The organism is Streptomyces sp. SL06 (assembly GCF_058244745.1).
In genome coordinates this window covers 1,871,975-1,890,991 of record NZ_JBSYOT010000002.1, presented here as the reverse complement: position 1 = coordinate 1,890,991, position 19,017 = coordinate 1,871,975, and the positions used below count along the sequence as shown (strand labels likewise).

Sequence of the window (19,017 nt, the reverse complement as noted above, 5' to 3'; positions counted from 1 at the left end):
CACAGGCGCCGTGACACCCGTGCGAGGGACGCGCTGTCCTCCTGGCGGGCGGTTGCGGCAACAATGGGGGGATGAGCGACAGTCCAGCCCCCCTCGCCGACCCCCACCTCGTCTACGACCCGGTGGCGGGCGACGGCCCGAAGGACCTGGTGGTCCTCGGGTCCACCGGGTCGATCGGGACCCAGGCCATCGACCTCGTGCTGCGCAATCCGGACCGCTTCCGGGTCACCGCCCTGTCCGCCAACGGCGGCCGGGTCGACCTCCTCGCCGACCAGGCGTACCGGCTGCGGGCGCGGACCGTCGCCGTCGCCCGCGAGGATGCCGTACCGGCGCTGCGGGAAGCGCTGAGCGACCGGTACGGAACCGGTGAGCCGCTCCCCGAGATCCTCGCGGGAGCGGACGCGGCCACTCTGCTCGCCGCCTCCGACTGCCACACCGTCCTCAACGGCATCACCGGCTCCATCGGACTCGCCCCGACCCTCGCCGCCCTGGAGGCGGGCCGCACCCTGGCGCTCGCCAACAAGGAGTCGCTCATCGTCGGCGGCCCGCTGGTCAAGGCCCTAGCGAAGCCGGGGCAGATCATCCCCGTCGACTCCGAGCACGCCGCCCTCTTCCAGTCCCTCGCCGCCGGCACCCGCGTCGATGTGCGCAAGCTGGTCGTCACCGCCTCCGGCGGGCCCTTCCGCGGCCGGACCAGGCAGGAGCTGGCCCATGTCACCGTCGAGGACGCCCTCGCCCACCCCACCTGGGCCATGGGCCCGGTGATCACGATCAACTCCGCCACCCTCGTCAACAAGGGCCTGGAGGTGATCGAGGCCCACCTGCTCTACGACATTCCCTTCGACCGCATTGAGGTGGTCGTGCATCCGCAGTCGTATGTCCACTCGATGGTTGAGTACACGGACGGATCGACACTGGCCCAGGCGACGCCCCCCGACATGCGCGGGCCCATCGCCATCGGCCTCGGCTGGCCCGAGCGCGTCCCCGACGCCGCCCCCGCCTTCGACTGGAGCAAGGCCTCGACCTGGGAGTTCTTCCCGCTCGACCATGAGGCCTTCCCCTCGGTGAACCTGGCGCGACACGTCGGGGAACTCGCGGGCACGGCCCCGGCGGTGTTCAATGCCGCCAATGAGGAGTGCGTCGAGGCGTTCCGCTCCGGCGCACTGCCGTTCCTCGGGATCATGGAGACCGTCACGCGGGTGGTCGAGGAACACGGCACCCCCCGTACGGGAACCTCGCTCACCGTCGCGGACGTCCTCGAAGCGGAGACCTGGGCGCGCGCCCGGACCCGGCAACTGGCGGCACAGACGGCGGAGGCCCGTGCATGACGACCCTGATGTTCATCCTCGGCATAGTCCTCTTCGCCTTCGGTCTGCTGTTCTCCATCGCCTGGCACGAGCTGGGGCACCTCTCCACGGCCAAGCTCTTCGGCATCCGCGTGCCGCAGTACATGGTCGGCTTCGGACCGACGATCTTCTCGAAGAGGAAGGGCGAGACCGAGTACGGGGTCAAGGCCATCCCCTTCGGCGGCTACATCCGCATGATCGGCATGTTCCCGCCCGGCGCCGACGGCCGGCTGGAGGCCCGCTCCACCTCGCCCTGGCGCGGCATGATCGAGGACGCCCGCTCGGCCGCCTTCGAGGAACTGCAGCCGGGTGACGACAAGCGCCTGTTCTACACGCGCAAGCCGTGGAAACGGGTCATCGTGATGTTCGCGGGCCCCTTCATGAACCTCATCCTCGCGGCGGTGCTCTTCCTCACCGTGCTGATGGGCTTCGGCATCTCGCAGCAGACCACCACCGTCAGCTCCGTCTCCCAGTGCGTCATCTCGCAGAGCGAGAACCGCGACAACTGCACCAAGTCCGACCCGGCCTCCCCGGCGGCGGCGGCCGGACTCAGGGCGGGCGACAAGATCATCTCCTTCGGCGGGGTACGCACCGACGAATGGGACAAGCTCTCCGACCTGATCCGCGCCAACCCCGGCAAGGACGTGCCGGTCGTCGTCGAGCGCAAGGGCGAGCAGCTCACCCTCCACGCGACGATCGCCACCAACAAGGTCGCCAAGAAGGACTCCCACGGACAGATCGTCGAGGGCGAGTACGTCACCGCCGGCTTCCTCGGCTTCAGCGCCGCCACCGGCGTGGTGAAACAGGACTTCGGCCAGTCCGTGACCTGGATGGGCGACCGGGTCGGCGACGCGGTCGACTCCCTCGCCGCCCTGCCCTCCAAGATCCCCGCCCTGTGGGACGCCGCCTTCGGCGACGGACCGCGCGACGCCGACTCCCCGATGGGCGTCGTCGGCGCCGCCCGCGTAGGCGGCGAGATCGCCACCCTGGACATCCCGCCCACCCAGCAACTCGCCATGTTCGTCATGCTGGTGGCCGGCTTCAACCTCTCCCTGTTCCTCTTCAACATGCTCCCGCTGCTGCCGCTCGACGGCGGCCACATCGCGGGCGCGCTGTGGGAGTCGCTGCGCCGCAACGCGGCCAAGGTGCTGCGCCGCCCGGACCCGGGGCCCTTCGACGTGGCGAAGCTGATGCCGGTCGCCTATGTGGTGGCGGGCATCTTCATCTGCTTCACGCTGCTCGTCCTGGTCGCGGACGTCGTCAATCCGGTGCGGATCACCTGACGTCCGGACGATCCGAAGAAAAGCCCGATCCGGAGAGCATGTCCCTGCGGATCGGGCCTCACTCCGGTGGCCCGGCAGATGGACGCCAAAGGATGCATCTCCCGCACTCCAGGTGCCCGGCGTTCATGTCCGTGCCGTAATCTCGGATGCCGGAGCCCGCCGCTGAACGGGGCCGGACCTTGATCCAGACTTGGGGTTGCACAGCAGATGACTGCGATTTCTCTCGGCATGCCGGACGTTCCGACCAGGCTCGCGGAGCGCCGCAAGAGCCGGCAGATCCAGGTCGGGCCCGTGGCGGTGGGCGGCGACGCCCCCGTCTCGGTGCAGTCCATGACGACGACGCGTACGTCCGACATCGGGGCGACGCTTCAGCAGATCGCGGAGCTGACGGCGTCGGGCTGCCAGATTGTGCGGGTGGCGTGTCCGACGCAGGACGACGCGGACGCGCTGGCGGTGATCGCGAAGAAGTCGCAGATTCCGGTGATCGCGGACATTCATTTCCAGCCGAAGTATGTGTTCGCGGCGATCGAGGCGGGGTGTGCGGCGGTCCGGGTGAATCCGGGCAACATCAAGCAGTTCGACGACAAGGTCAGGGAGATCGCCGGGGCGGCGCGTGACCACGGGACGCCGGTCCGTATCGGTGTGAACGCGGGTTCGCTGGACCGGCGGCTGCTGCAGAAGTACGGGAAGGCGACGCCCGAGGCGCTGGCGGAGTCGGCGTTGTGGGAGGCGTCGCTGTTCGAGGAGCACGGTTTCCGGGACATCAAGATCTCGGTGAAGCACAACGATCCGGTGGTGATGGTCGAGGCCTACCGGCAGCTCGCCGCCCAGTGCGACTATCCGCTGCACCTCGGGGTCACCGAGGCCGGTCCCGCGTTCCAGGGCACGGTCAAGTCGGCCGTCGCCTTCGGCGCGCTGCTCTCCCAGGGCATCGGCGACACCATCCGGGTCTCCCTGTCGGCTCCGCCGGTCGAGGAGATCAAGGTCGGCATCCAGATCCTCCAGTCGCTGGGGCTCAGGGAACGCAGGCTGGAGATCGTCTCCTGCCCGTCCTGCGGGCGCGCCCAGGTCGATGTCTACAAGCTGGCCGAGGAGGTCACGGCGGGGCTTGAGGGCATGGAGGTGCCGTTGCGTGTCGCCGTCATGGGCTGTGTGGTCAACGGTCCCGGCGAGGCCCGCGAGGCCGACCTCGGTGTGGCCTCCGGCAACGGCAAGGGCCAGATCTTCGTCAAGGGCGAGGTCATCAAGACCGTCCCCGAGTCGAAGATCGTGGAGACCCTCATCGACGAGGCCATGAAGCTCGCCGAGCAGATGGAGGCCGACGGCGTGGCCTCCGGCGAGCCCTCGGTCTCCGTCGCGGGCTGACCCACCCACTCCTGCCGCGTCGCCCTGGGGGCGGCGCGGCATATGCGTGCCAGGTACAGTGCGGGGACCAGCAGATCTCAGGGTGAGGCCCCCGCACGTGTTGACGCAGACCACCTCCCGCGTGCTCGAACCGAGCGACCTGGACGCCGCGCTCGCCGTCCTCGACCGCGACCCGGTCGCGAACGCCTTCGTGACCGCCCGGGTGCAGATCGCCGGCCTCGACCCGTGGCGGCTCGGCGGCGAGATGTGGGGCTGGTACGAGCACGGCATGCTGACCTCCCTCTGCTACGCGGGCGCCAACCTCGTCCCCATCTGCGCCACCCCCCGCGCCGTGCGCGCCTTCGCCGACCGCGCCCGGCGGGCCGGCCGCCGCTGCTCCTCGATCGTCGGCCCCGCCGAGCCCACCGCCCAGCTCTGGCGGCTCCTCGAACCCGGCTGGGGCCCGGCCCGCGAGGTCCGCCACCGGCAGCCCCTCATGGTCACCGACCGCGTGCCCTCCGACATCGCCCCGGACCCCTACGTCCGCCGTGTCCGCAAGGACGAGATGGACCGGATCATGCCGGCCTGCGTGGCGATGTTCACCGAGGAGGTCGGCATCTCCCCGATGGCCGGCGACGGCGGCCTGCTCTACCAGGCCCGGGTCGCCGAACTCGTCGGCTCCGGACGCTCCTTCGCCCGCTTCGACACCGACGGCAGGGTCGTCTTCAAGGCCGAGATCGGCGCCGCGACCGACCGCGCCTGCCAGATCCAGGGCGTGTGGGTGGCCCCCGAGCACCGGGGCAAGGGCCTGGCGGCACCCGGCATGGCGGCGGTCCTGCGCTACGCCCTGGCGGATGTCGCCCCGGTCGCCAGCCTGTACGTGAACGACTTCAACACGGCGGCCCGGCGGACGTATCACCGGGTGGGCTTCCAGGAGACCGGCGCCTTCATGAGCGTCCTGTTCTGAAACCCGGCGGACCCGGCCGACCGCACGCCGGTCCGCGTACGGCCCCGGCCCGGACCGGGCACCCCGACCAGGCATTCGACCGGGCATCCGAACGCCCCCCTGTAGGCTCCCGCCCATGCAGCTCGTGATCGGCCCCTTGGACCTGTCGGCGCACGTCGACGAGGCACTCGCGGTCCAGGCCGCCGCGTTCGGACTGGGCCCGGACGAGGTGGCCGTCCGCCGCCAGATCGTTCTGCGCCACATGACCCACCCGGGCGCCAGGGCCCTGGGCGCCACCGTCGGGGGCGCCCTCGTCGGCTTCGTCTACGGCATGCCCAACGACCGCGCCCACTGGTGGTCCACCGTCGTCGAGCCCTACCTCCGCGCCGAGGGCACCGACGCCTGGCTCGACGACTCCTTCGTCATCACCGAACTCCACGTCCACCCGGCGCACCAGAACCGCGGCGCGGGCCGCTCCCTGATCACCACGATCACCGACGGCGCCGCCGAACCCCGCTCGATCCTCTCCGCCATCGACACCGAGAGCCCCGCCCGCGGCCTCTACCGCTCCCTCGGCTATCAGGACCTCGCCCGCCGGGTCCTCTTCCCCAGCGCCCCCAAGCCGTACGCCGTGATGGGCGCCCGTCTCCCGCTGCGCAGGGCCACGGCCGGTCGATAACCGATTTCCACCGCACCGGACCGCCCGGCTAACCTCCTAGCACCACCCTTACGCAGCAGGAGACACGAGAACCATGGCCAACGCACCGGTCCAGCGCATGTCGAAGTTGATGGTGAAGACGCTGCGCGACGACCCGGCGGACGCCGAGGTCCTCAGCCACAAGCTGCTGGTCCGCGCAGGCTACGTGCGCCGCACCGCCGCCGGCCTCTGGAGCTGGCTGCCGCTCGGCAAGAAGGTCCTCGGCAACATCGAACGCATCGTCCGCGAGGAGATGGAGGCCATCGGCGCCCAGGAGGTCCAGCTCCCCGCCCTGCTGCCGCGCGAGCCCTACGAGGCCACCGGCCGCTGGCAGGAGTACGGCCCCGAGCTGTTCCGCCTCCAGGACCGCAAGGGCGGCGACTACCTCCTCGGCCCCACCCACGAGGAGATCTTCACGCTGCTGGTGAAGGACCAGGTGTCCTCCTACAAGGACCTGCCGGTCATGCTCTTCCAGATCCAGAACAAGTACCGCGACGAGGCCCGCCCCCGGGCCGGCATCCTGCGCGGCCGGGAGTTCCTGATGAAGGACTCCTACTCCTTCGACGTCGCCGACGAGGGCCTCGCCGAGTCCTACGCCCTGCACCGCGCCGCCTACCAGCGCGTCTTCGAGCGCCTCGGCCTGGACTACCGCATCTGCGCGGCCACCGCCGGTGCCATGGGCGGCTCCAAGTCCGAGGAGTTCCTCGCCCCGGCCGGGGCCGGCGAGGACACCTTCGTGGACTGCCCGAACTGCGACTTCGCCGCCAACACCGAGGCGGTCGGCCACACGCTCACGCCGGTGGACGCGGCCGACGCGCCCCCCGCCGAGGACATCCCCACCCCCGACACCCCGACCATCGAGACCCTCGCCGCCTCCCTCGGCGTCCCGGCCTCGGCCACCCTGAAGAACCTCCTCGTCAAGGTGGACGGCGAGATCGTCGCCGTGGGCGTCCCCGGTGACCGCGAGGTCGACCTGGACAAGGTCGAGGGGCACTTCGCCCCGGCCGCCGTCGAGCTGGTCACCGCCGAGGACTTCGTCGGCCGCCCCGACCTGGTCCGCGGCTACGTCGGCCCGCAGGGCCTCGGCGACAAGGTGAAGTACATCGCCGACCCGCGGGTGGCGCCGGGCACGGCGTGGATCACGGGCGCGAACAAGGAGCACACCCACGCCAAGAACGTCGTGGCGGGCCGTGACTTCGAGGTCGACGCGTATGTCGACGTCGTCGTGGTCCGGGAGGGCGACCCCTGCCCGAAGTGCGGCACCGGTCTGCTGCTGGACCGCGCCATCGAGATCGGCCACATCTTCCAGCTGGGCCGCAAGTACGCCGACGCCCTCAAGCTCGACGTCCTCGGCCAGAACGGCAAGCCGGCCCGCGTGACCATGGGCTCCTACGGCATCGGCGTCTCCCGCGCCGTCGCCGCCCTCGCCGAGCAGCACGCCGACGACAAGGGCCTCGTCTGGTCCAAGGAGGTCGCCCCGGCCGACGTCCACGTGGTCGCCGCCGGCAAGGCCCTGCAGACCCAGCTGGCCCTCGATGTCTCCGACCTGCTGTCCGCCGCCGGCGTCCGGGTCCTGGTGGACGACAGGGCCGGGGTCTCCCCGGGCGTGAAGTTCACCGACGCGGAACTCATCGGTGTCCCCCAGATCCTGGTCGCCGGCCGCCGCTCCGCCGAAGGCGTGCTCGAACTGAAGGACCGCCGCACCGGCGAGCGCGAGGAGCTGACGGTGGACGAGGCGATCACGCGGCTCAGCGCCTGACGGCTCGCGGGCCGACGGCCGGGCGCGAGAGAGCACCCGGCCGTCGGTACGCAATCAGCCGGCCTGCGCCTCGACGGCGTGGGGGAACAGGTCCTGTGGGAGTTCCACACGCATCCCGCAGAAGCAGCGCAACGGTCCGCTGCGCGACACGGGCGCACCCAGGTCGACCGTCAGGATGTCCCGTACTTCCCGGAGCACGTCACGCACCTGGGTGCCTCGGGCGACGTGGATAGTGACTTCGTCGGGGTCCCAGATCGCGATTCCGGGCAACTCGTCCGCCATGGAAATGTGGATGCACACAACTGTCTCCCCAGGGATGCACTACGGCACGAAGTGATCCGCTCCGGGAGGTCAGCGGGTGATTGATGGTACCGGTGACGGTCTGGATCGTGAAAACCCTCGTCCGTCTCCGCCGCGCCCTTTGAATCACATACGGCGCTGCCGACGTCAGGAGATGCGGCTGACCTGGAGCATCACCTCCGCATCCTTCAGCAGCGCCCGCTGGCGTGACTCGGGCAGCTGCCTGTACAGCTTCAGCAGCCGCGCCTCACGCTCGTCGCCGCTGGGTCCGGGCACGGATCGGCCGACGGCTTCGAAGAACTCCCTCGGTGTCGTGCTCACCCCCCAGTGGCGGAACACCTCCACCATGGCACGCAGTTTCTCCGGTTCGATACGGGAGGTGCCGCGGGTCCGGTTCATCCAGGCGTTCAGGGTCGGGTAGGAGATGCCGGCGCCCGACGCCAGGTCCTTCTGGGTACGTCCGGGGGCCTGAGCCAGGAGCCGTTCGAGCAGAGCCGCCAAGTCCTCGTCCCGGTGAGACGGATCATGGTCGGCGTCTGCGTCTCCTGGTCGGCTCTGGTGGTTCGTCACGCATCAGAGGATCGGCCATCGATATCTGCAAACGCAAGCAGATCGCAGACTGTCGGCAAAGGCTCCGGGTCAGGGGCGTGCGGGTGCCATCTCCCTTGTCTCTCACGCCTCGTGAGCAGCTTGACACTCTGTGCGTCCCAGTGAAAACTGTAGTCATCCCCGACCTCATGCGTCGGGTGATATCCGCTCGGTGAATCTACATCTACATGAAGACTGAAGATTCGGAGATCATCGTGTCCTTATCGAAGAACGCCGCCACCGTGCCCCCCGGTCCGGAACCCGAGCTGATCGCCCGCGCCCGCACGGGTGACCGGCACGCGTTCGCGGCCCTGTACCACGAGCACTACCGCGTCGTGTACGCCTTCCTCCTCGTCCGCACCCGCGACCGGCATCTGGCGGAGGACCTGACCCAGGAGGTGTTCACCCGCGCCCTGCGCCGGATCGACGCGTTCACCTGGCAGGGCACGGCGTTCGCGGCCTGGCTGACCACCATCGCCAGGAACCTCTATCTCGACGAGATCGGCCGCGGCCGGTCCCGGCTGGAGACGTTCGGTCGCCGAGTTGCAGGACCACGCCTCCGGCCGGGACACCGAATCGCTCGCCCTGCGCGAACTGGAGGCCGTCGAGGCGCACGAGACGGTCCGCACCGCCCTGCACGCGCTCAACGCCCAGCAGCGGCACTGCGTCCAGTTGCGCTTCCTCGACGAACTGACGGCGGAGGAGACGGCCCGGGTGATGGGCCGCAGCGTCGGCGCCGTCAAGACGCTCACCTATCGCGCGCTGCGGAAGATGCGCTGGTCGGCAGGGGCGGTGCGGGTGTGAACAGCAACCTCCCGCACGTCGCGACCGTGATCCGCGCGATCCTCGGATCCGTCCGGCCCGCACAGGCGAACGCCGTCGCGTACGCGCTGGACTCCGCCCGGCTCCTCGTCGACCCCGAGCGCTCCTTCGGCGTGGTGCTGCACCGCGCGCCGGACGGCGGCTGGGCCCGCGCCCCGCATCCGGGCACCGACCTGGAGCGCCAGGCGCTGGCCTGGGACGCCTCCTGCGAACGGGCCCGATGCGTCGCCCGCGCCGTCGAACGCCAACTGGCGGAGCACGCCGGTCCGCACCGCGTCCGGGTCGAGGGCGACCGGGTGCGGGTCGTGCTCCGGGTCGACGGACCCGCCGAATGGGTGCGCTGGCGGGCGTACTTCGGCATCGCGTCCGTCGGGGAACGCCTGCATCCCCACACGTTGACCGGGGAAGGAGTGCGCGGCGGCGTCCGGGTGACGGTCGTGGCCCTCACGTCCGCCCCCGACTCGCGGGACACACCGACCGCGGAGCCGAACCGCCCCTTCCGGCTCGACGGGATCACCTACGACCTGTCCCTGCCCCAGCGGGACGCCGTCGGGGACGTTCTGGTACTTCCAGGGCCGCCGCGCCCACGACGGCATGCCCCTGATGTCCCTCGACGGCCGCCCCGAGCGCTGCACCCTCGCCAACCTGGCCGTGTATCTGGGGCCGTTGACCCCTGTGGAGAGCGGCGACCCCGACCCGGTACGGACACCGCCCACACCCTTACGGGCCGACAACACCGCCGAGTCCCGGCCCCGGCCGCAGGCCCAGGCCCAGGATTCCCCGCGTGAGGATCTCCCGCGCCAGGACCTTGCGCGTCACGATTCCCCGCGTGAGGATCTCCCGCGCCAGGACCTTGCGCGTCACGATTCCCCGCGTGAGGATCTCCCGCGCCAGGACCTTCCGCGTCACGATTCCCCGCGTCAGAAACTCCCGCGTCAGGACTCCCCGCGCGAGGATCTCCTGCCCCAGGACCTCCTGCCCCCGGATTCCCCGCCCCACGACCCGCCGCCCCACGACGCCCCGCGTCACGGCCTGCCGCCCTACGAGCCGACGCCGCTTCACGAGTCGCTGCCCCGTCAACTGCCGCCGCGTCAGGAGCCGCCGCCCCACCACCCGCCGCCGCGCGACCTGACACCGGTGCCCGAGCCGGACCCGGCGGGAGCCGACCGATGAGCCGCGGCCGGCCGGAGCAGTGGACCGGCGCGGGGGAGCGGACGAGGTACGAGGGAGGCTCGCGAGCCTGGGAGGCCGGCGCCGCCTGCCGCCACCAGGACGCGGATCTGTGGTTCTCCCGCAGCACTTGGTCGCAGGCCATGGCGATCTGCGAGGCCTGCCCCGTGCTCGATCAGTGCCGAGCCGCCGTGCTGCGACGTGAGGCGGGCCTTCCCCGGTGCCATCGCAACGGCGTCGTCGCCGGACTGACCGGCCCCCAGCGCCACGCCCTGGAACACCGGTCCGACCGGCAGGACGACAGCAGGACGGACCGGCAGCCCCAGGCCCGGTCGCCCGCCACCCCCGCGGCGCCCCGGGAACCGGCCGCCCCTCGGCGGCCGGTTCCCGCACCCTGCGGCACTCGGGCCGCCTACCAACGGCATCTGCGCCTGAAAGAACCCGTCGACGAGGCATGCCGCACCGCCAACGCGCGTGACGCCGGTCGCTACCGCCGTACCGGCTCCACCGCGCCCCGGGAGCAGGAGGCCCACGACCGCGCGCGGAGCGCGAGCGCGGCCCCCGGTTCGCCGCAGCAGCCCTGACCACTGATCACCGTCAACGGAGTACTGATGCCCTCACCCACGGCAGCCCTCCGCCCGGAAGCGCCCGAAGCGTCCGCGGCCGTCGTCCCGGACCGGCCCGTCGGCCGGACCGCCGCCCTGCTCCACCGGCTCCGCTCCTGGCAGGCCCCGACCCGGCGGACGGCCGCACCCCCCTCACGCCTCGCCCTCGATCTGGACGACTGCCGGCAGGAGCGCGAACGCTGGCAGCGGCACGCCGAGTCCTACGAGCGGGAGCTGACCCGCGCCGCACGTGAACGCGCCCATCTCCTCGCCTGGCTGGCGGCGCTGCACCCGGCGAGCGCCGTCATCACCCCGGCCACCGAAGCGGGCCCGGACGGTACGTACCTGCTGCGGCTCGTGGCCGGTGAACGGCTACTGTCCTGGCGGGTGCCGCCCACCCATCTCCCGCTGTTCACGCACGTCCCCTACCAGGAGCCACCCGGGACGCCGCTCCCGGGTGACATCCCGCCCACCCCCGACCAGGCCGCCCACATCCGCAGGCACACCCGGCTGCTGGCCCTCGAAGGCGGCCTGTTCCCCGCCCTGGTCGAACGGGGGTCGCCACCCGCAGGGCCCGGCGACCGCTGACGGCCCGAGCGGCGCACCCCGCGAACTCCGGCCGGCAGGCTCGGGAGGCACGCCGACCGGACGCACGGCGTCCCCCTGCGAAGACCTGGGCAGGGGGGCGTCGTCAGCGGCGAGGCCCGGCCGCACGCTCGGTGCCGTCCTACAGCCAGCCCGCGAACTCAAGCAGCAGTTCGGCGTCCCGGCCCCGCCCGACCCGGCGCGCCCGCACACCCGACTCCACCGCACGGAACAGGGTCCACCCCCGCAACCGCTCCTGATCCACCTCCAGCGACTCCGCCAGCCGCTTCACCCGGCGCCGAGTGGTGGACGCCCCCGAGGCCGTCGCGACCAGGTCCTCCACCCGGTCCCGCACCAGCCGGGCCAGATCGAACGCGCACTCACCCACCACCGGGTCCGGACCGATCGCCAGCCACGGCGTCCGCTCCCCGGCGAGCACCTTGGACTGGCGGAACGTACCGTGCAGCAACAACCGTTCAGGCGGCGCCGCGAGCAACGCGTCACGGATCTCCAGAGCCGCCTCGACCAGCGGTGCGGCCTCGCTGTCGTGCTCCGCGGCCGCCCGCATCGCCCGCGCCTGCCGTTCCGTCCGCTCGCCGACCGTCTCGAAGGCATGGTCCGGGGGCGGTTCGACCCACAGCCGCCGCAGCGTACCCGCGGCCTCCAGCAGTGCCCGTGCCTCCGGCAGCGAACGCACCGAGACATCCGGCTGGAGGCGCTCGATCAACAGCACCCCCGCGGCCGGACCCGGACCGGTGACCGGCCCCAGGAGGCGTACCGCACCCAGCCCGTTCCAGTGCGAGAGCGCCGCCCGCTCGCTCTCCGGGCGGGCCCTGGGCGGCGCCAGCTTCAGCACGGCCGGGGTACCGTCCGCCCGCCGTACCAGGATCACCACGCTGCTGCGCCCGCCCGGCACCTGGACCCGCTCCACGGTCAAACCGCCCTGCTCGACGGCCTGCCGGGCCGTCTGCGGCAGCCTCTCCAGCCAGTCGCCGCCGTCCGACGCCTCACCGAGCGCCCGTACGACGCGCCGCGGCGGTTCGAAAGCCATGCGCGAGTCGTTCCTTCCTGCGGTACGTCAGGCCGTCGGTGCGGGCGACGCCGATCCGGCGGGCCCGGCCGGTCCCGCCGTCTCACCGGATCTCTCGGCGAGACCCGGGAAGGCTACGCTCTCCCCGCGCCAGCGCACCGCCCGCACGGCGGCCTCCCGCAGCGCCGCCGCGGCCGCCCCGCGCCGGGCGCCCCGCGTCGCCCGCACCAGGTCGGAACAGACCCCGGCGACCCGGTCCTCCATCTCGGCGGCCAGCCGTACGGCCGTGCTCTGGTCCGTCACCGGGAACGGCAGCGCGTAACCGGCGCTCGCCGCCACCGGCCGGCCACCCAGGTCCCGCACCTCCCGCGCCAGCGTGTCCCGCCGCGAGCGATGGGCGTCGTAGGCGGCCGTCGCCTCCGCGCGCCGCTTCTCGCCGATCCGGCCGCCGATCACGCCGTAGCCGTAGACCGCCGCGTGCTCGGCGGCCAGTGCCGCCTGCACCGCCGCCAGCTCCTTCGCCCGGACCGCGGCGTCCTTGTCGTTCTTGCCGTAGCCGCTCACTTCCCGCTCCCCGTCAGCAGATAGGCGTGGGCCGCCCCGGCGGCCGCCACCGAGGCCATGAGCCGTGCCAGTTCGGCCGGCACGTCGAGCAGCGCCTTCGCCCGCCGGTCGGCCAGCGCGCGCTCCGCGGCGACGAGCGTGCCGAGGGCCTCCCGCTCGTCGGCCGGGACACCGGCGGACGTCGAACCGGACGCCGACGCGGAACCGGACGCCTTGCCGGACACCACGGGAGAGCCGGACGGCCCGGACGGCCCGGACGACACGGCGGGGGTGTCCTCGAACGCCTCGGCGTGCGCCACGACCTCGGCCCGCAGCGGCCCCAGCCGGTCCGCCAGTGCCGGATGCGCGGCCAGCACCGCGTCGTAACGGGCCGCCAGTTCCCGGCTGTCACCGGCCGCGCGCGCCCGAGCCCGGCCGGCGGCGGAGGACCCGCCGGAATCGCCGGAGCCGCCGGAGTCAGAGGCCTTGCCCGCGCAGCCCGCGAGCAAGGCCGCCCCGGCGGCGGTGACGAGCAGGGTTCTTCTCCGCGGCCGGGAGCCGGCGCGCGACGGAGGGAGGAGTGGCACGGCAAACGTCCTCGTGAACTCGTAAGAAGAGATGAGCGGGCACGCTTTTGATCACCGTACCCGCGCACGGGCCCGCGGCCACTCATCGGCACCGCTCGTCCACAGGTGGACGGCAACACCCTCCGGGACCGGATACCCTTTGACCAGACACGCGCCCCATCCCACAACAGCACACGCGGCCGAGGAGTCACCCGGATGAGCACCACCCAGAGCGAGAGGCTGCGAGAGCTGCTGGAGCCGCTCGTCGCCTCCCAGGGACTGGACCTCGAAGAGATCGCGGTGGACTCGGTCGGGCGCAAGCGGGTGCTGCGGGTGGTCGTCGACTCCGACACCGGCGCGGATCTGGACCGGATCGCCGAGGTGAGCCGCGCGCTGTCCGGGAAGCTCGACGAGAGCGACGCGATGGGCGAGGCGGAGTACACCCTTGAGGTCGGCACCCCGGGCGCGGAGCGCTCCCTGACCGAGCACCGCCACTACGTGCGCGCCACGGACCGCCTGGTGCGGTTCCAACTGCGCGAGGGCGGCGAAGTGGTCGCCCGCATCCTCGGCGTGGACGACGACGGACTCGACCTCGAAGTACCGGGAGTGAAGGGCCGCAGGGCCACCACCCGCAGACTCGCCTTCGGCGACATCGACAAGGCACGCGTCCAGGTCGAGTTCAACCGCAAGCACACAGAGCACACCGACGGCACGGACGACACAACGGAAGACGAGGAGGCGTAGCCGTGGACATCGACATGAGCGCCCTGCGGGGCTTGGTGCGGGAGAAGGAGATCTCCTTCGACCTGCTGGTCGAAGCGATCGAGTCGGCACTCCTCATCGCCTATCACCGCACCGAGGGAAGCCGCCGCCACGCGCGCGTACAGCTCAGCCGGGACACCGGGCATGTGACCGTGTGGGCGAAGGAGGACCCGGACGACCTAGAGGAGGGCCAGGAGGCCCGCGAGTTCGACGACACCCCGTCCGACTTCGGCCGCATCGCCGCCACCACCGCCAAGCAGGTCATCCTGCAACGGCTGCGCGACGCCGAGGACGACGCGACGCTCGGCGAGTACGCCGGGCGCGAGGGCGACATCGTCACCGGCGTGGTCCAGCAGGGCCGCGACCCGAAGAACGTACTGGTCGACATCGGCAGGCTGGAGGCCATCCTGCCCGTGCAGGAGCAGGTGCCGGGCGAGACCTACGCGCACGGCATGCGGCTGCGGTCGTATGTCGTCCGGGTGGCCAAGGGCGTGCGCGGTCCCTCCGTGACGCTGTCCCGTACGCACCCCAACCTGGTGAAGAAGCTCTTCGCCCTGGAGGTGCCCGAGATCGCCGACGGGTCCGTCGAGATCTCCGCCATCGCCCGCGAGGCCGGCCACCGCACCAAGATCGCCGTACGCTCCACCCGCTCGGGCCTGAACGCCAAGGGCGCCTGCATCGGCCCCATGGGCGGCCGGGTGCGCAATGTCATGGGCGAGCTGAACGGCGAGAAGATCGACATCGTCGACTGGTCGGACGACCCGGCCGAGATGGTGGCGAACGCGCTCTCCCCGGCCCGCGTCTCCAAGGTGGAGGTCGTGGACCTGGCGGCCCGCTCCGCACGCGTGATCGTGCCCGACTACCAGCTGTCGCTGGCCATCGGCAAGGAAGGCCAGAACGCCCGGCTCGCGGCCCGGCTGACCGGCTGGCGGATCGACATCCGCCCGGACACGGAGCAGCCGTCCGACCGCCCCTCGTCCGAGCACGGGGAATAGACGCGGGAATAGATCCAAGCCGCACGGCGCTGAGATCACGACAGCTTCACGTGCGGTGTGTGTTCGATTCTTACCCCACAGGGGTGAGGTCGGTACGGGGAGGTAGACTTAGGAGTGTCTGGCCGGACACGTGCCCGAGCATGCCCTGAGCGCACCTGCGTGGGGTGCCGGGAGCGAGCGGTCAAGAGCGAGCTGCTGCGCACCGTGGCGGTCGAGGGTAATTGCACCCCCGATCCACGCGGTACGCTGCCCGGCCGGGGTGCGTATGTGCATCCCGCACCGGTCTGTGTCGACCAGGCAGTGCGCCGCAAGGCGTTCCCGCGGGCGCTCCGCGTCCCGGGTCCGCTCGACGTAAAGGCGTTGCGCCACTACGTCGAGCAGGCACAGGGTTGCTGAAAGCAACATGGTAAGGAAGACGTGCCGCGCGGAACCCCGTGCGGCCCGGTACCTCGCGAGTCGAAAGCAGGTCGAGATTGCGATGAGCACTCGATGAGTACGCGATGAGTACGCCCATGAACTAGCGACGGTCCGGACGCAACCCGGACCTCAGAGGAGCGAAGTGGCTAAGGTCCGGGTCTACGAACTCGCCAAGGAGTTCGGTGTCGAGAGCAAGGTCGTCATGGCCAAGCTCCAGGAACTCGGTGAATTCGTCCGTTCGGCGTCTTCGACGATCGAGGCGCCCGTAGTACGCAAGCTGACAGACGCCTTCCAGCAGGGCAGTGGCAACGGCCGGTCCGCCGGTCGTCCCGCGGCCCCGAAGAAGGCCGCCCCCAGGCCCGCAGCGCCGTCTCCGGCGCAGGCCGGGGGTCCCTCCCGCGGCGCCAAGGCACCGGGAGAGCGTCCCGCCGCCCCGCGGCCGCCGGCCGCACCCAAGCCCGCCGCCGCCCAGCAGCCGGCGGCTCCGTCGGTGCCCGCCCCGGCGCCGGCCCAGGGCCAGCGTCCGACGCCGGGCCCGAAGCCCGCGCCGCGTCCGGCCCCGGCCGCGCCGGAGTTCACCGCTCCGCCGACCGCACCGGCCGCACCGGCCGCGCCGGCCGCATCGGCCGCCTCGGCCCCGGCTCCGGCCGGTCCGAAGCCCGCTGCGCGCCCCGGCGCACCCAAGCCCGGCGGCCGTCCGTCCGGTCCTGGTCAGGACCGGGGTCAGCAGGGCGGCCAGGGCCGTCCCGGTGGCCAGCGCCCCGGCGCCCCGGCACAGCGTCCCGGAGGCCGCCCCGGCGGCCCGCGTCCGGGTAACAACCCCTTCACCTCCGGCGGCAACGCCGGCATGGCGCGCCCGCAGGCGCCCCGTCCGCAGGGCGGTCCCCGTCCGGGCGGTCCCGGTGCCCCCGGCGCCGGTCCCCGTCCGCAGGCCCCCGGCGGCCAGGGCGGCGGTCCCCGTCCCCAGGCTCCGGGCGGCAACCGCCCGTCCCCGGGCTCGATGCCGCGTCCGCAGGGCGGCCAGGGCGGTCCCCGTCCCGGTGGTCCGCGTCCGAACCCCGGCATGATGCCGCAGCGTCCGGCTGCCGGTCCCCGTCCTGGTGGCGGTCCCGGCGGCCGCGGTCCGGCCGGTGCCGGTCGTCCCGGCGGGGGCGGTCGTCCGGGCGGCGGTGGCGGCTTCGCCGGCCGTCCCGGCGGCGGTGGCGGCGGTCGTCCCGGTGGCGGCGGCGGTTTCGCCGGTCGTCCCGGTGGCGGCGGCTTCGGTGGCGGCGGTGGCCGTCCCGGCTTCGGCGGTCGTCCCGGTGGCCCGGGTGGCCGCGGTGGCACGCAGGGCGCCTTCGGCCGTCCCGGCGGTCCCGCGCGACGCGGTCGCAAGTCGAAGCGGCAGCGGCGCCAGGAGTACGAGGCCATGCAGGCCCCGTCGGTCGGCGGCGTGATGCTGCCTCGCGGCAACGGCGAGACCATTCGCCTGTCGCGCGGTGCCTCGCTCACCGACTTCGCGGAGAAGATCAACGCCAACCCGGCGTCGCTCGTCGCGGTCATGATGAACCTCGGCGAGATGGTCACCGCGACCCAGTCCGTCTCCGACGAGACCCTCCAGCTCCTCGCCGGCGAGATGAACTACACGGTTCAGATCGTCAGCCCGGAGGAGGAGGACCGCGAGCTGCTGGAGTCCTTCGACCTGGAATTCGGCGAGGACGAGGGCTCCGAGGAGGACCTGGTCGTCCGTCCGCCGGTCGTTACCGTCATGGGCCACGTCGACCACGGGAAGACCCGACTGCTCGACGCCATCCGCAAGACGAACGTCATCGCGGGCGAGGCCGGCGGCATCACCCAGCACATCGGTGCCTACCAGGTCGCGACCGAGGTCAACGACGAAGAGCGCAAGATCACCTTCATCGACACCCCGGGTCACGAGGCGTTCACCGCCATGCGTGCCCGTGGTGCCCGGTCGACCGACATCGCGATCCTGGTCGTTGCGGCCAACGACGGCGTCATGCCGCAGACGGTCGAGGCGCTCAACCACGCCAAGGCGGCCGAGGTCCCGATCGTCGTCGCGGTCAACAAGATCGACGTCGAGGGCGCCGACCCGACCAAGGTGCGCGGTCAGCTGACCGAGTACGGCCTGGTGGCCGAGGAGTACGGCGGCGACACCATGTTCGTCGACATCTCCGCCAAGCAGGGTCTGCACATCGACTCCCTGCTGGAGGCCGTGGTCCTCACCGCGGACGCCTCGCTCGACCTGCGGGCCAACCCGAACCAGGACGCGCAGGGCATCTCGATCGAGTCCCGTCTCGACCGCGGCCGCGGTGCCGTGGCGACGGTCCTCGTGCAGCGAGGCACCCTGCGGGTCGGCGACACGATGGTGGTGGGCGACGCCTACGGCCGCGTCCGCGCCATGCTCGACGACAACGGCAACAACGTCGCCGAGGCCGGTCCTTCGACGCCGGTCCAGGTCCTGGGCCTGACCAACGTCCCGGGCGCCGGTGACAACTTCATCGTGGTCGAGGAGGACCGTACGGCCCGCCAGATCGCGGAGAAGCGCGCCGCCCGCGAGCGGAACGCCGCGTTCGCCAAGCGCACGCGCCGCGTGTCGCTCGAGGACCTGGACAAGGTGCTCAAGGCCGGCGAGGTCCAGCAGCTGAACCTGATCATCAAGGGTGACGCCTCCGGTTCGGTCGAGGCCCTCGAGTCCTCGCTGCTCCAGCTGGACGTCGGCGAAGAGGTCGACATCCGCGTCCTGCACCGCGGCGTCGGTGCGGTCACGGAGTCCGACATCGACCTGGCGATGGGCTCCGACGCCATCGTGATCGGCTTCAACGTGCGCGCCGCGGGGCGTGCGCAGCAGATGGCCGAGCGCGAAGGCGTGGACGTCCGGTACTACTCGGTCATCTACCAGGCGATCGAGGAGATCGAGGCGGCCCTCAAGGGCATGCTCAAGCCGGAGTACGAAGAGGTCGAGCTGGGCACGGCGGAGATCCGCGAGGTCTTCCGCTCCTCCAAGCTGGGCAACATCGCGGGTGTTCTCATCCGCTCCGGCGAGGTCAAGCGCAACACCAAGGCGCGCCTCCTGCGCGATGGCAAGGTCATCGCGGAGAACCTCAACATCGAGGGTCTGCGTCGCTTCAAGGACGACGTCACCGAGATCCGCGAAGGCTTCGAGGGCGGTATCAACCTCGGAAACTTCAACGACATCAAGGTCGACGACGTGATCGCGACGTACGAGATGCGCGAGAAGCCGCGGGTGTAAGCACCCCCG

At 71.8% G+C, this 19,017-nt stretch carries 19 protein-coding genes and 2 pseudogenes; 16 read left to right on the top strand and 5 right to left on the bottom strand.

What is annotated here, in order from left to right; translation table 11 throughout:
- Positions 1 to 71: 71 nt before the first annotated feature.
- From dxr to AC4IHM_RS08400, 6 genes are all read left to right on the top strand, one after another.
- On the top strand, positions 72 to 1,328 hold the full coding sequence (gene dxr, locus AC4IHM_RS08425) for a 1-deoxy-D-xylulose-5-phosphate reductoisomerase (RefSeq protein WP_490866456.1): 1,257 nt from the start codon (positions 72 to 74) through the stop codon (positions 1,326 to 1,328).
- An 8-nt stretch (positions 1,329 to 1,336) separates the two neighbouring features.
- Positions 1,337 to 2,629, top strand: a complete 1,293-nt coding sequence (locus AC4IHM_RS08420; RefSeq protein WP_490870786.1) for a M50 family metallopeptidase — start codon at positions 1,337 to 1,339, stop codon at positions 2,627 to 2,629.
- Between the two features lie 207 nt (positions 2,630 to 2,836).
- Complete coding sequence (gene ispG / locus AC4IHM_RS08415) at positions 2,837 to 3,994, top strand: flavodoxin-dependent (E)-4-hydroxy-3-methylbut-2-enyl-diphosphate synthase (RefSeq protein WP_490866455.1); 1,158 nt, start codon at positions 2,837 to 2,839, stop codon at positions 3,992 to 3,994.
- Positions 3,995 to 4,091: 97 nt separating this feature from the next.
- Positions 4,092 to 4,940, top strand: a complete 849-nt coding sequence (locus AC4IHM_RS08410) for a GNAT family N-acetyltransferase (RefSeq protein ID WP_490866454.1) — start codon at positions 4,092 to 4,094, stop codon at positions 4,938 to 4,940.
- A gap of 115 nt (positions 4,941 to 5,055) precedes the next feature.
- On the top strand, positions 5,056 to 5,598 hold the full coding sequence (locus tag AC4IHM_RS08405; protein WP_490866453.1) for a GNAT family N-acetyltransferase: 543 nt from the start codon (positions 5,056 to 5,058) through the stop codon (positions 5,596 to 5,598).
- Positions 5,599 to 5,671: 73 nt separating this feature from the next.
- Positions 5,672 to 7,375: a proline--tRNA ligase gene (locus AC4IHM_RS08400; protein WP_490866452.1), complete on the top strand. Its 1,704-nt coding sequence runs from the start codon at positions 5,672 to 5,674 to the stop codon at positions 7,373 to 7,375.
- Between the two features lie 54 nt (positions 7,376 to 7,429).
- On the opposite strand, the gene AC4IHM_RS08395 is transcribed toward AC4IHM_RS08400, so the two are convergent.
- A complete protein-coding gene (locus AC4IHM_RS08395; protein WP_490866451.1) occupies positions 7,430 to 7,657 on the bottom strand; it encodes a hypothetical protein in 228 nt (75 codons plus the stop codon).
- Positions 7,658 to 7,822: 165 nt separating this feature from the next.
- Positions 7,823 to 8,245, bottom strand: coding sequence for a helix-turn-helix domain-containing protein (locus tag AC4IHM_RS08390; protein ID WP_490866450.1), 423 nt, complete (start codon positions 8,243 to 8,245; stop codon positions 7,823 to 7,825).
- A 206-nt stretch (positions 8,246 to 8,451) separates the two neighbouring features.
- Here AC4IHM_RS08390 and AC4IHM_RS08385 point away from each other — a divergent pair.
- The 6 genes and pseudogenes from AC4IHM_RS08385 to AC4IHM_RS08360 all read left to right on the top strand — a co-directional run.
- A pseudogene (locus AC4IHM_RS08385) lies at positions 8,452 to 8,733 on the top strand (sigma factor); the annotation flags it as partial.
- Positions 8,734 to 8,806: 73 nt separating this feature from the next.
- Positions 8,807 to 9,067, top strand: coding sequence for an RNA polymerase sigma factor (locus tag AC4IHM_RS08380; RefSeq protein WP_490866449.1), 261 nt, complete (start codon positions 8,807 to 8,809; stop codon positions 9,065 to 9,067).
- A pseudogene (locus AC4IHM_RS08375) lies at positions 9,064 to 9,585 on the top strand (BN159_2729 family protein); the annotation flags it as partial. The gene AC4IHM_RS08380 and the pseudogene AC4IHM_RS08375, both read left to right, overlap by 4 nt.
- Positions 9,586 to 9,679: 94 nt before the next feature.
- Positions 9,680 to 10,258, top strand: coding sequence for a hypothetical protein (locus tag AC4IHM_RS08370; RefSeq protein ID WP_490866448.1), 579 nt, complete (start codon positions 9,680 to 9,682; stop codon positions 10,256 to 10,258).
- Positions 10,255 to 10,839: a WhiB family transcriptional regulator gene (locus AC4IHM_RS08365; RefSeq protein WP_490866447.1), complete on the top strand. Its 585-nt coding sequence runs from the start codon at positions 10,255 to 10,257 to the stop codon at positions 10,837 to 10,839. Before AC4IHM_RS08370 ends, AC4IHM_RS08365 begins: the two co-directional genes overlap by 4 nt.
- Before the next feature lie 27 nt (positions 10,840 to 10,866).
- Positions 10,867 to 11,448 carry a hypothetical protein gene (locus AC4IHM_RS08360; protein WP_490866446.1) on the top strand — a complete coding sequence of 194 codons (582 nt, stop codon included), beginning with the start codon at positions 10,867 to 10,869 and terminating at the stop codon, positions 11,446 to 11,448.
- A 139-nt stretch (positions 11,449 to 11,587) separates the two neighbouring features.
- On the opposite strand, the gene AC4IHM_RS08355 is transcribed toward AC4IHM_RS08360, so the two are convergent.
- From AC4IHM_RS08355 to AC4IHM_RS08345, 3 genes are read right to left on the bottom strand one after another with little or no spacing between them, the layout of a single operon-like run.
- Positions 11,588 to 12,496, bottom strand: coding sequence for an aminoglycoside phosphotransferase family protein (locus AC4IHM_RS08355; protein ID WP_490866445.1), 909 nt, complete (start codon positions 12,494 to 12,496; stop codon positions 11,588 to 11,590).
- 27 nt (positions 12,497 to 12,523) lie between these two features.
- Positions 12,524 to 13,039, bottom strand: coding sequence for a ferritin-like domain-containing protein (locus AC4IHM_RS08350; protein WP_490866444.1), 516 nt, complete (start codon positions 13,037 to 13,039; stop codon positions 12,524 to 12,526).
- A complete protein-coding gene (locus AC4IHM_RS08345; protein WP_490866443.1) occupies positions 13,036 to 13,605 on the bottom strand; it encodes a hypothetical protein in 570 nt (189 codons plus the stop codon). Before AC4IHM_RS08345 ends, AC4IHM_RS08350 begins: the two co-directional genes overlap by 4 nt.
- Before the next feature lie 195 nt (positions 13,606 to 13,800).
- On the opposite strand from AC4IHM_RS08345, the gene rimP reads away from it, so the two are divergent.
- The 4 genes from rimP to infB all read left to right on the top strand — a co-directional run bounded on the left by rimP (position 13,801) and on the right by infB (position 19,008).
- Positions 13,801 to 14,328, top strand: coding sequence for a ribosome maturation factor RimP (gene rimP, locus AC4IHM_RS08340; RefSeq protein ID WP_490866442.1), 528 nt, complete (start codon positions 13,801 to 13,803; stop codon positions 14,326 to 14,328).
- Positions 14,329 to 14,330: 2 nt separating this feature from the next.
- Entirely contained in the window at positions 14,331 to 15,341 is a 1,011-nt protein-coding gene (gene nusA / locus AC4IHM_RS08335) for a transcription termination factor NusA (RefSeq protein ID WP_490866441.1), read from the top strand.
- 114 nt (positions 15,342 to 15,455) lie between these two features.
- Positions 15,456 to 15,737: a YlxR family protein gene (locus AC4IHM_RS08330; RefSeq protein WP_490866440.1), complete on the top strand. Its 282-nt coding sequence runs from the start codon at positions 15,456 to 15,458 to the stop codon at positions 15,735 to 15,737.
- A 163-nt stretch (positions 15,738 to 15,900) separates the two neighbouring features.
- Positions 15,901 to 19,008: a translation initiation factor IF-2 gene (gene infB, locus AC4IHM_RS08325; protein WP_490866439.1), complete on the top strand. Its 3,108-nt coding sequence runs from the start codon at positions 15,901 to 15,903 to the stop codon at positions 19,006 to 19,008.
- The last annotated feature ends 9 nt before the right edge of the window (positions 19,009 to 19,017 follow it).

Excerpts from the sequence above, each read along its gene's own strand:
- AC4IHM_RS08360 (WP_490866446.1), top strand. The coding sequence starts at position 10,867 with ATGCCCTCACCCACGGCAGCCCTCCGCCCGGAAGCGCCCGAAGCGTCC.
- AC4IHM_RS08420 (WP_490870786.1), top strand. The coding sequence starts at position 1,337 with ATGTTCATCCTCGGCATAGTCCTCTTCGCCTTCGGTCTGCTGTTCTCC.
- AC4IHM_RS08355 (WP_490866445.1), bottom strand. The coding sequence starts at position 12,496 with ATGGCTTTCGAACCGCCGCGGCGCGTCGTACGGGCGCTCGGTGAGGCG.
- dxr (WP_490866456.1), top strand. The coding sequence starts at position 72 with ATGAGCGACAGTCCAGCCCCCCTCGCCGACCCCCACCTCGTCTACGAC.
- AC4IHM_RS08365 (WP_490866447.1), top strand. The coding sequence starts at position 10,255 with ATGAGCCGCGGCCGGCCGGAGCAGTGGACCGGCGCGGGGGAGCGGACG.
- AC4IHM_RS08370 (WP_490866448.1), top strand. The coding sequence starts at position 9,680 with ATGCCCCTGATGTCCCTCGACGGCCGCCCCGAGCGCTGCACCCTCGCC.
- AC4IHM_RS08395 (WP_490866451.1), bottom strand. The coding sequence starts at position 7,657 with ATGGCGGACGAGTTGCCCGGAATCGCGATCTGGGACCCCGACGAAGTC.
- AC4IHM_RS08405 (WP_490866453.1), top strand. The coding sequence starts at position 5,056 with ATGCAGCTCGTGATCGGCCCCTTGGACCTGTCGGCGCACGTCGACGAG.
- rimP (WP_490866442.1), top strand. The coding sequence starts at position 13,801 with ATGAGCACCACCCAGAGCGAGAGGCTGCGAGAGCTGCTGGAGCCGCTC.
- ispG (WP_490866455.1), top strand. The coding sequence starts at position 2,837 with ATGACTGCGATTTCTCTCGGCATGCCGGACGTTCCGACCAGGCTCGCG.
- AC4IHM_RS08400 (WP_490866452.1), top strand. The coding sequence starts at position 5,672 with ATGGCCAACGCACCGGTCCAGCGCATGTCGAAGTTGATGGTGAAGACG.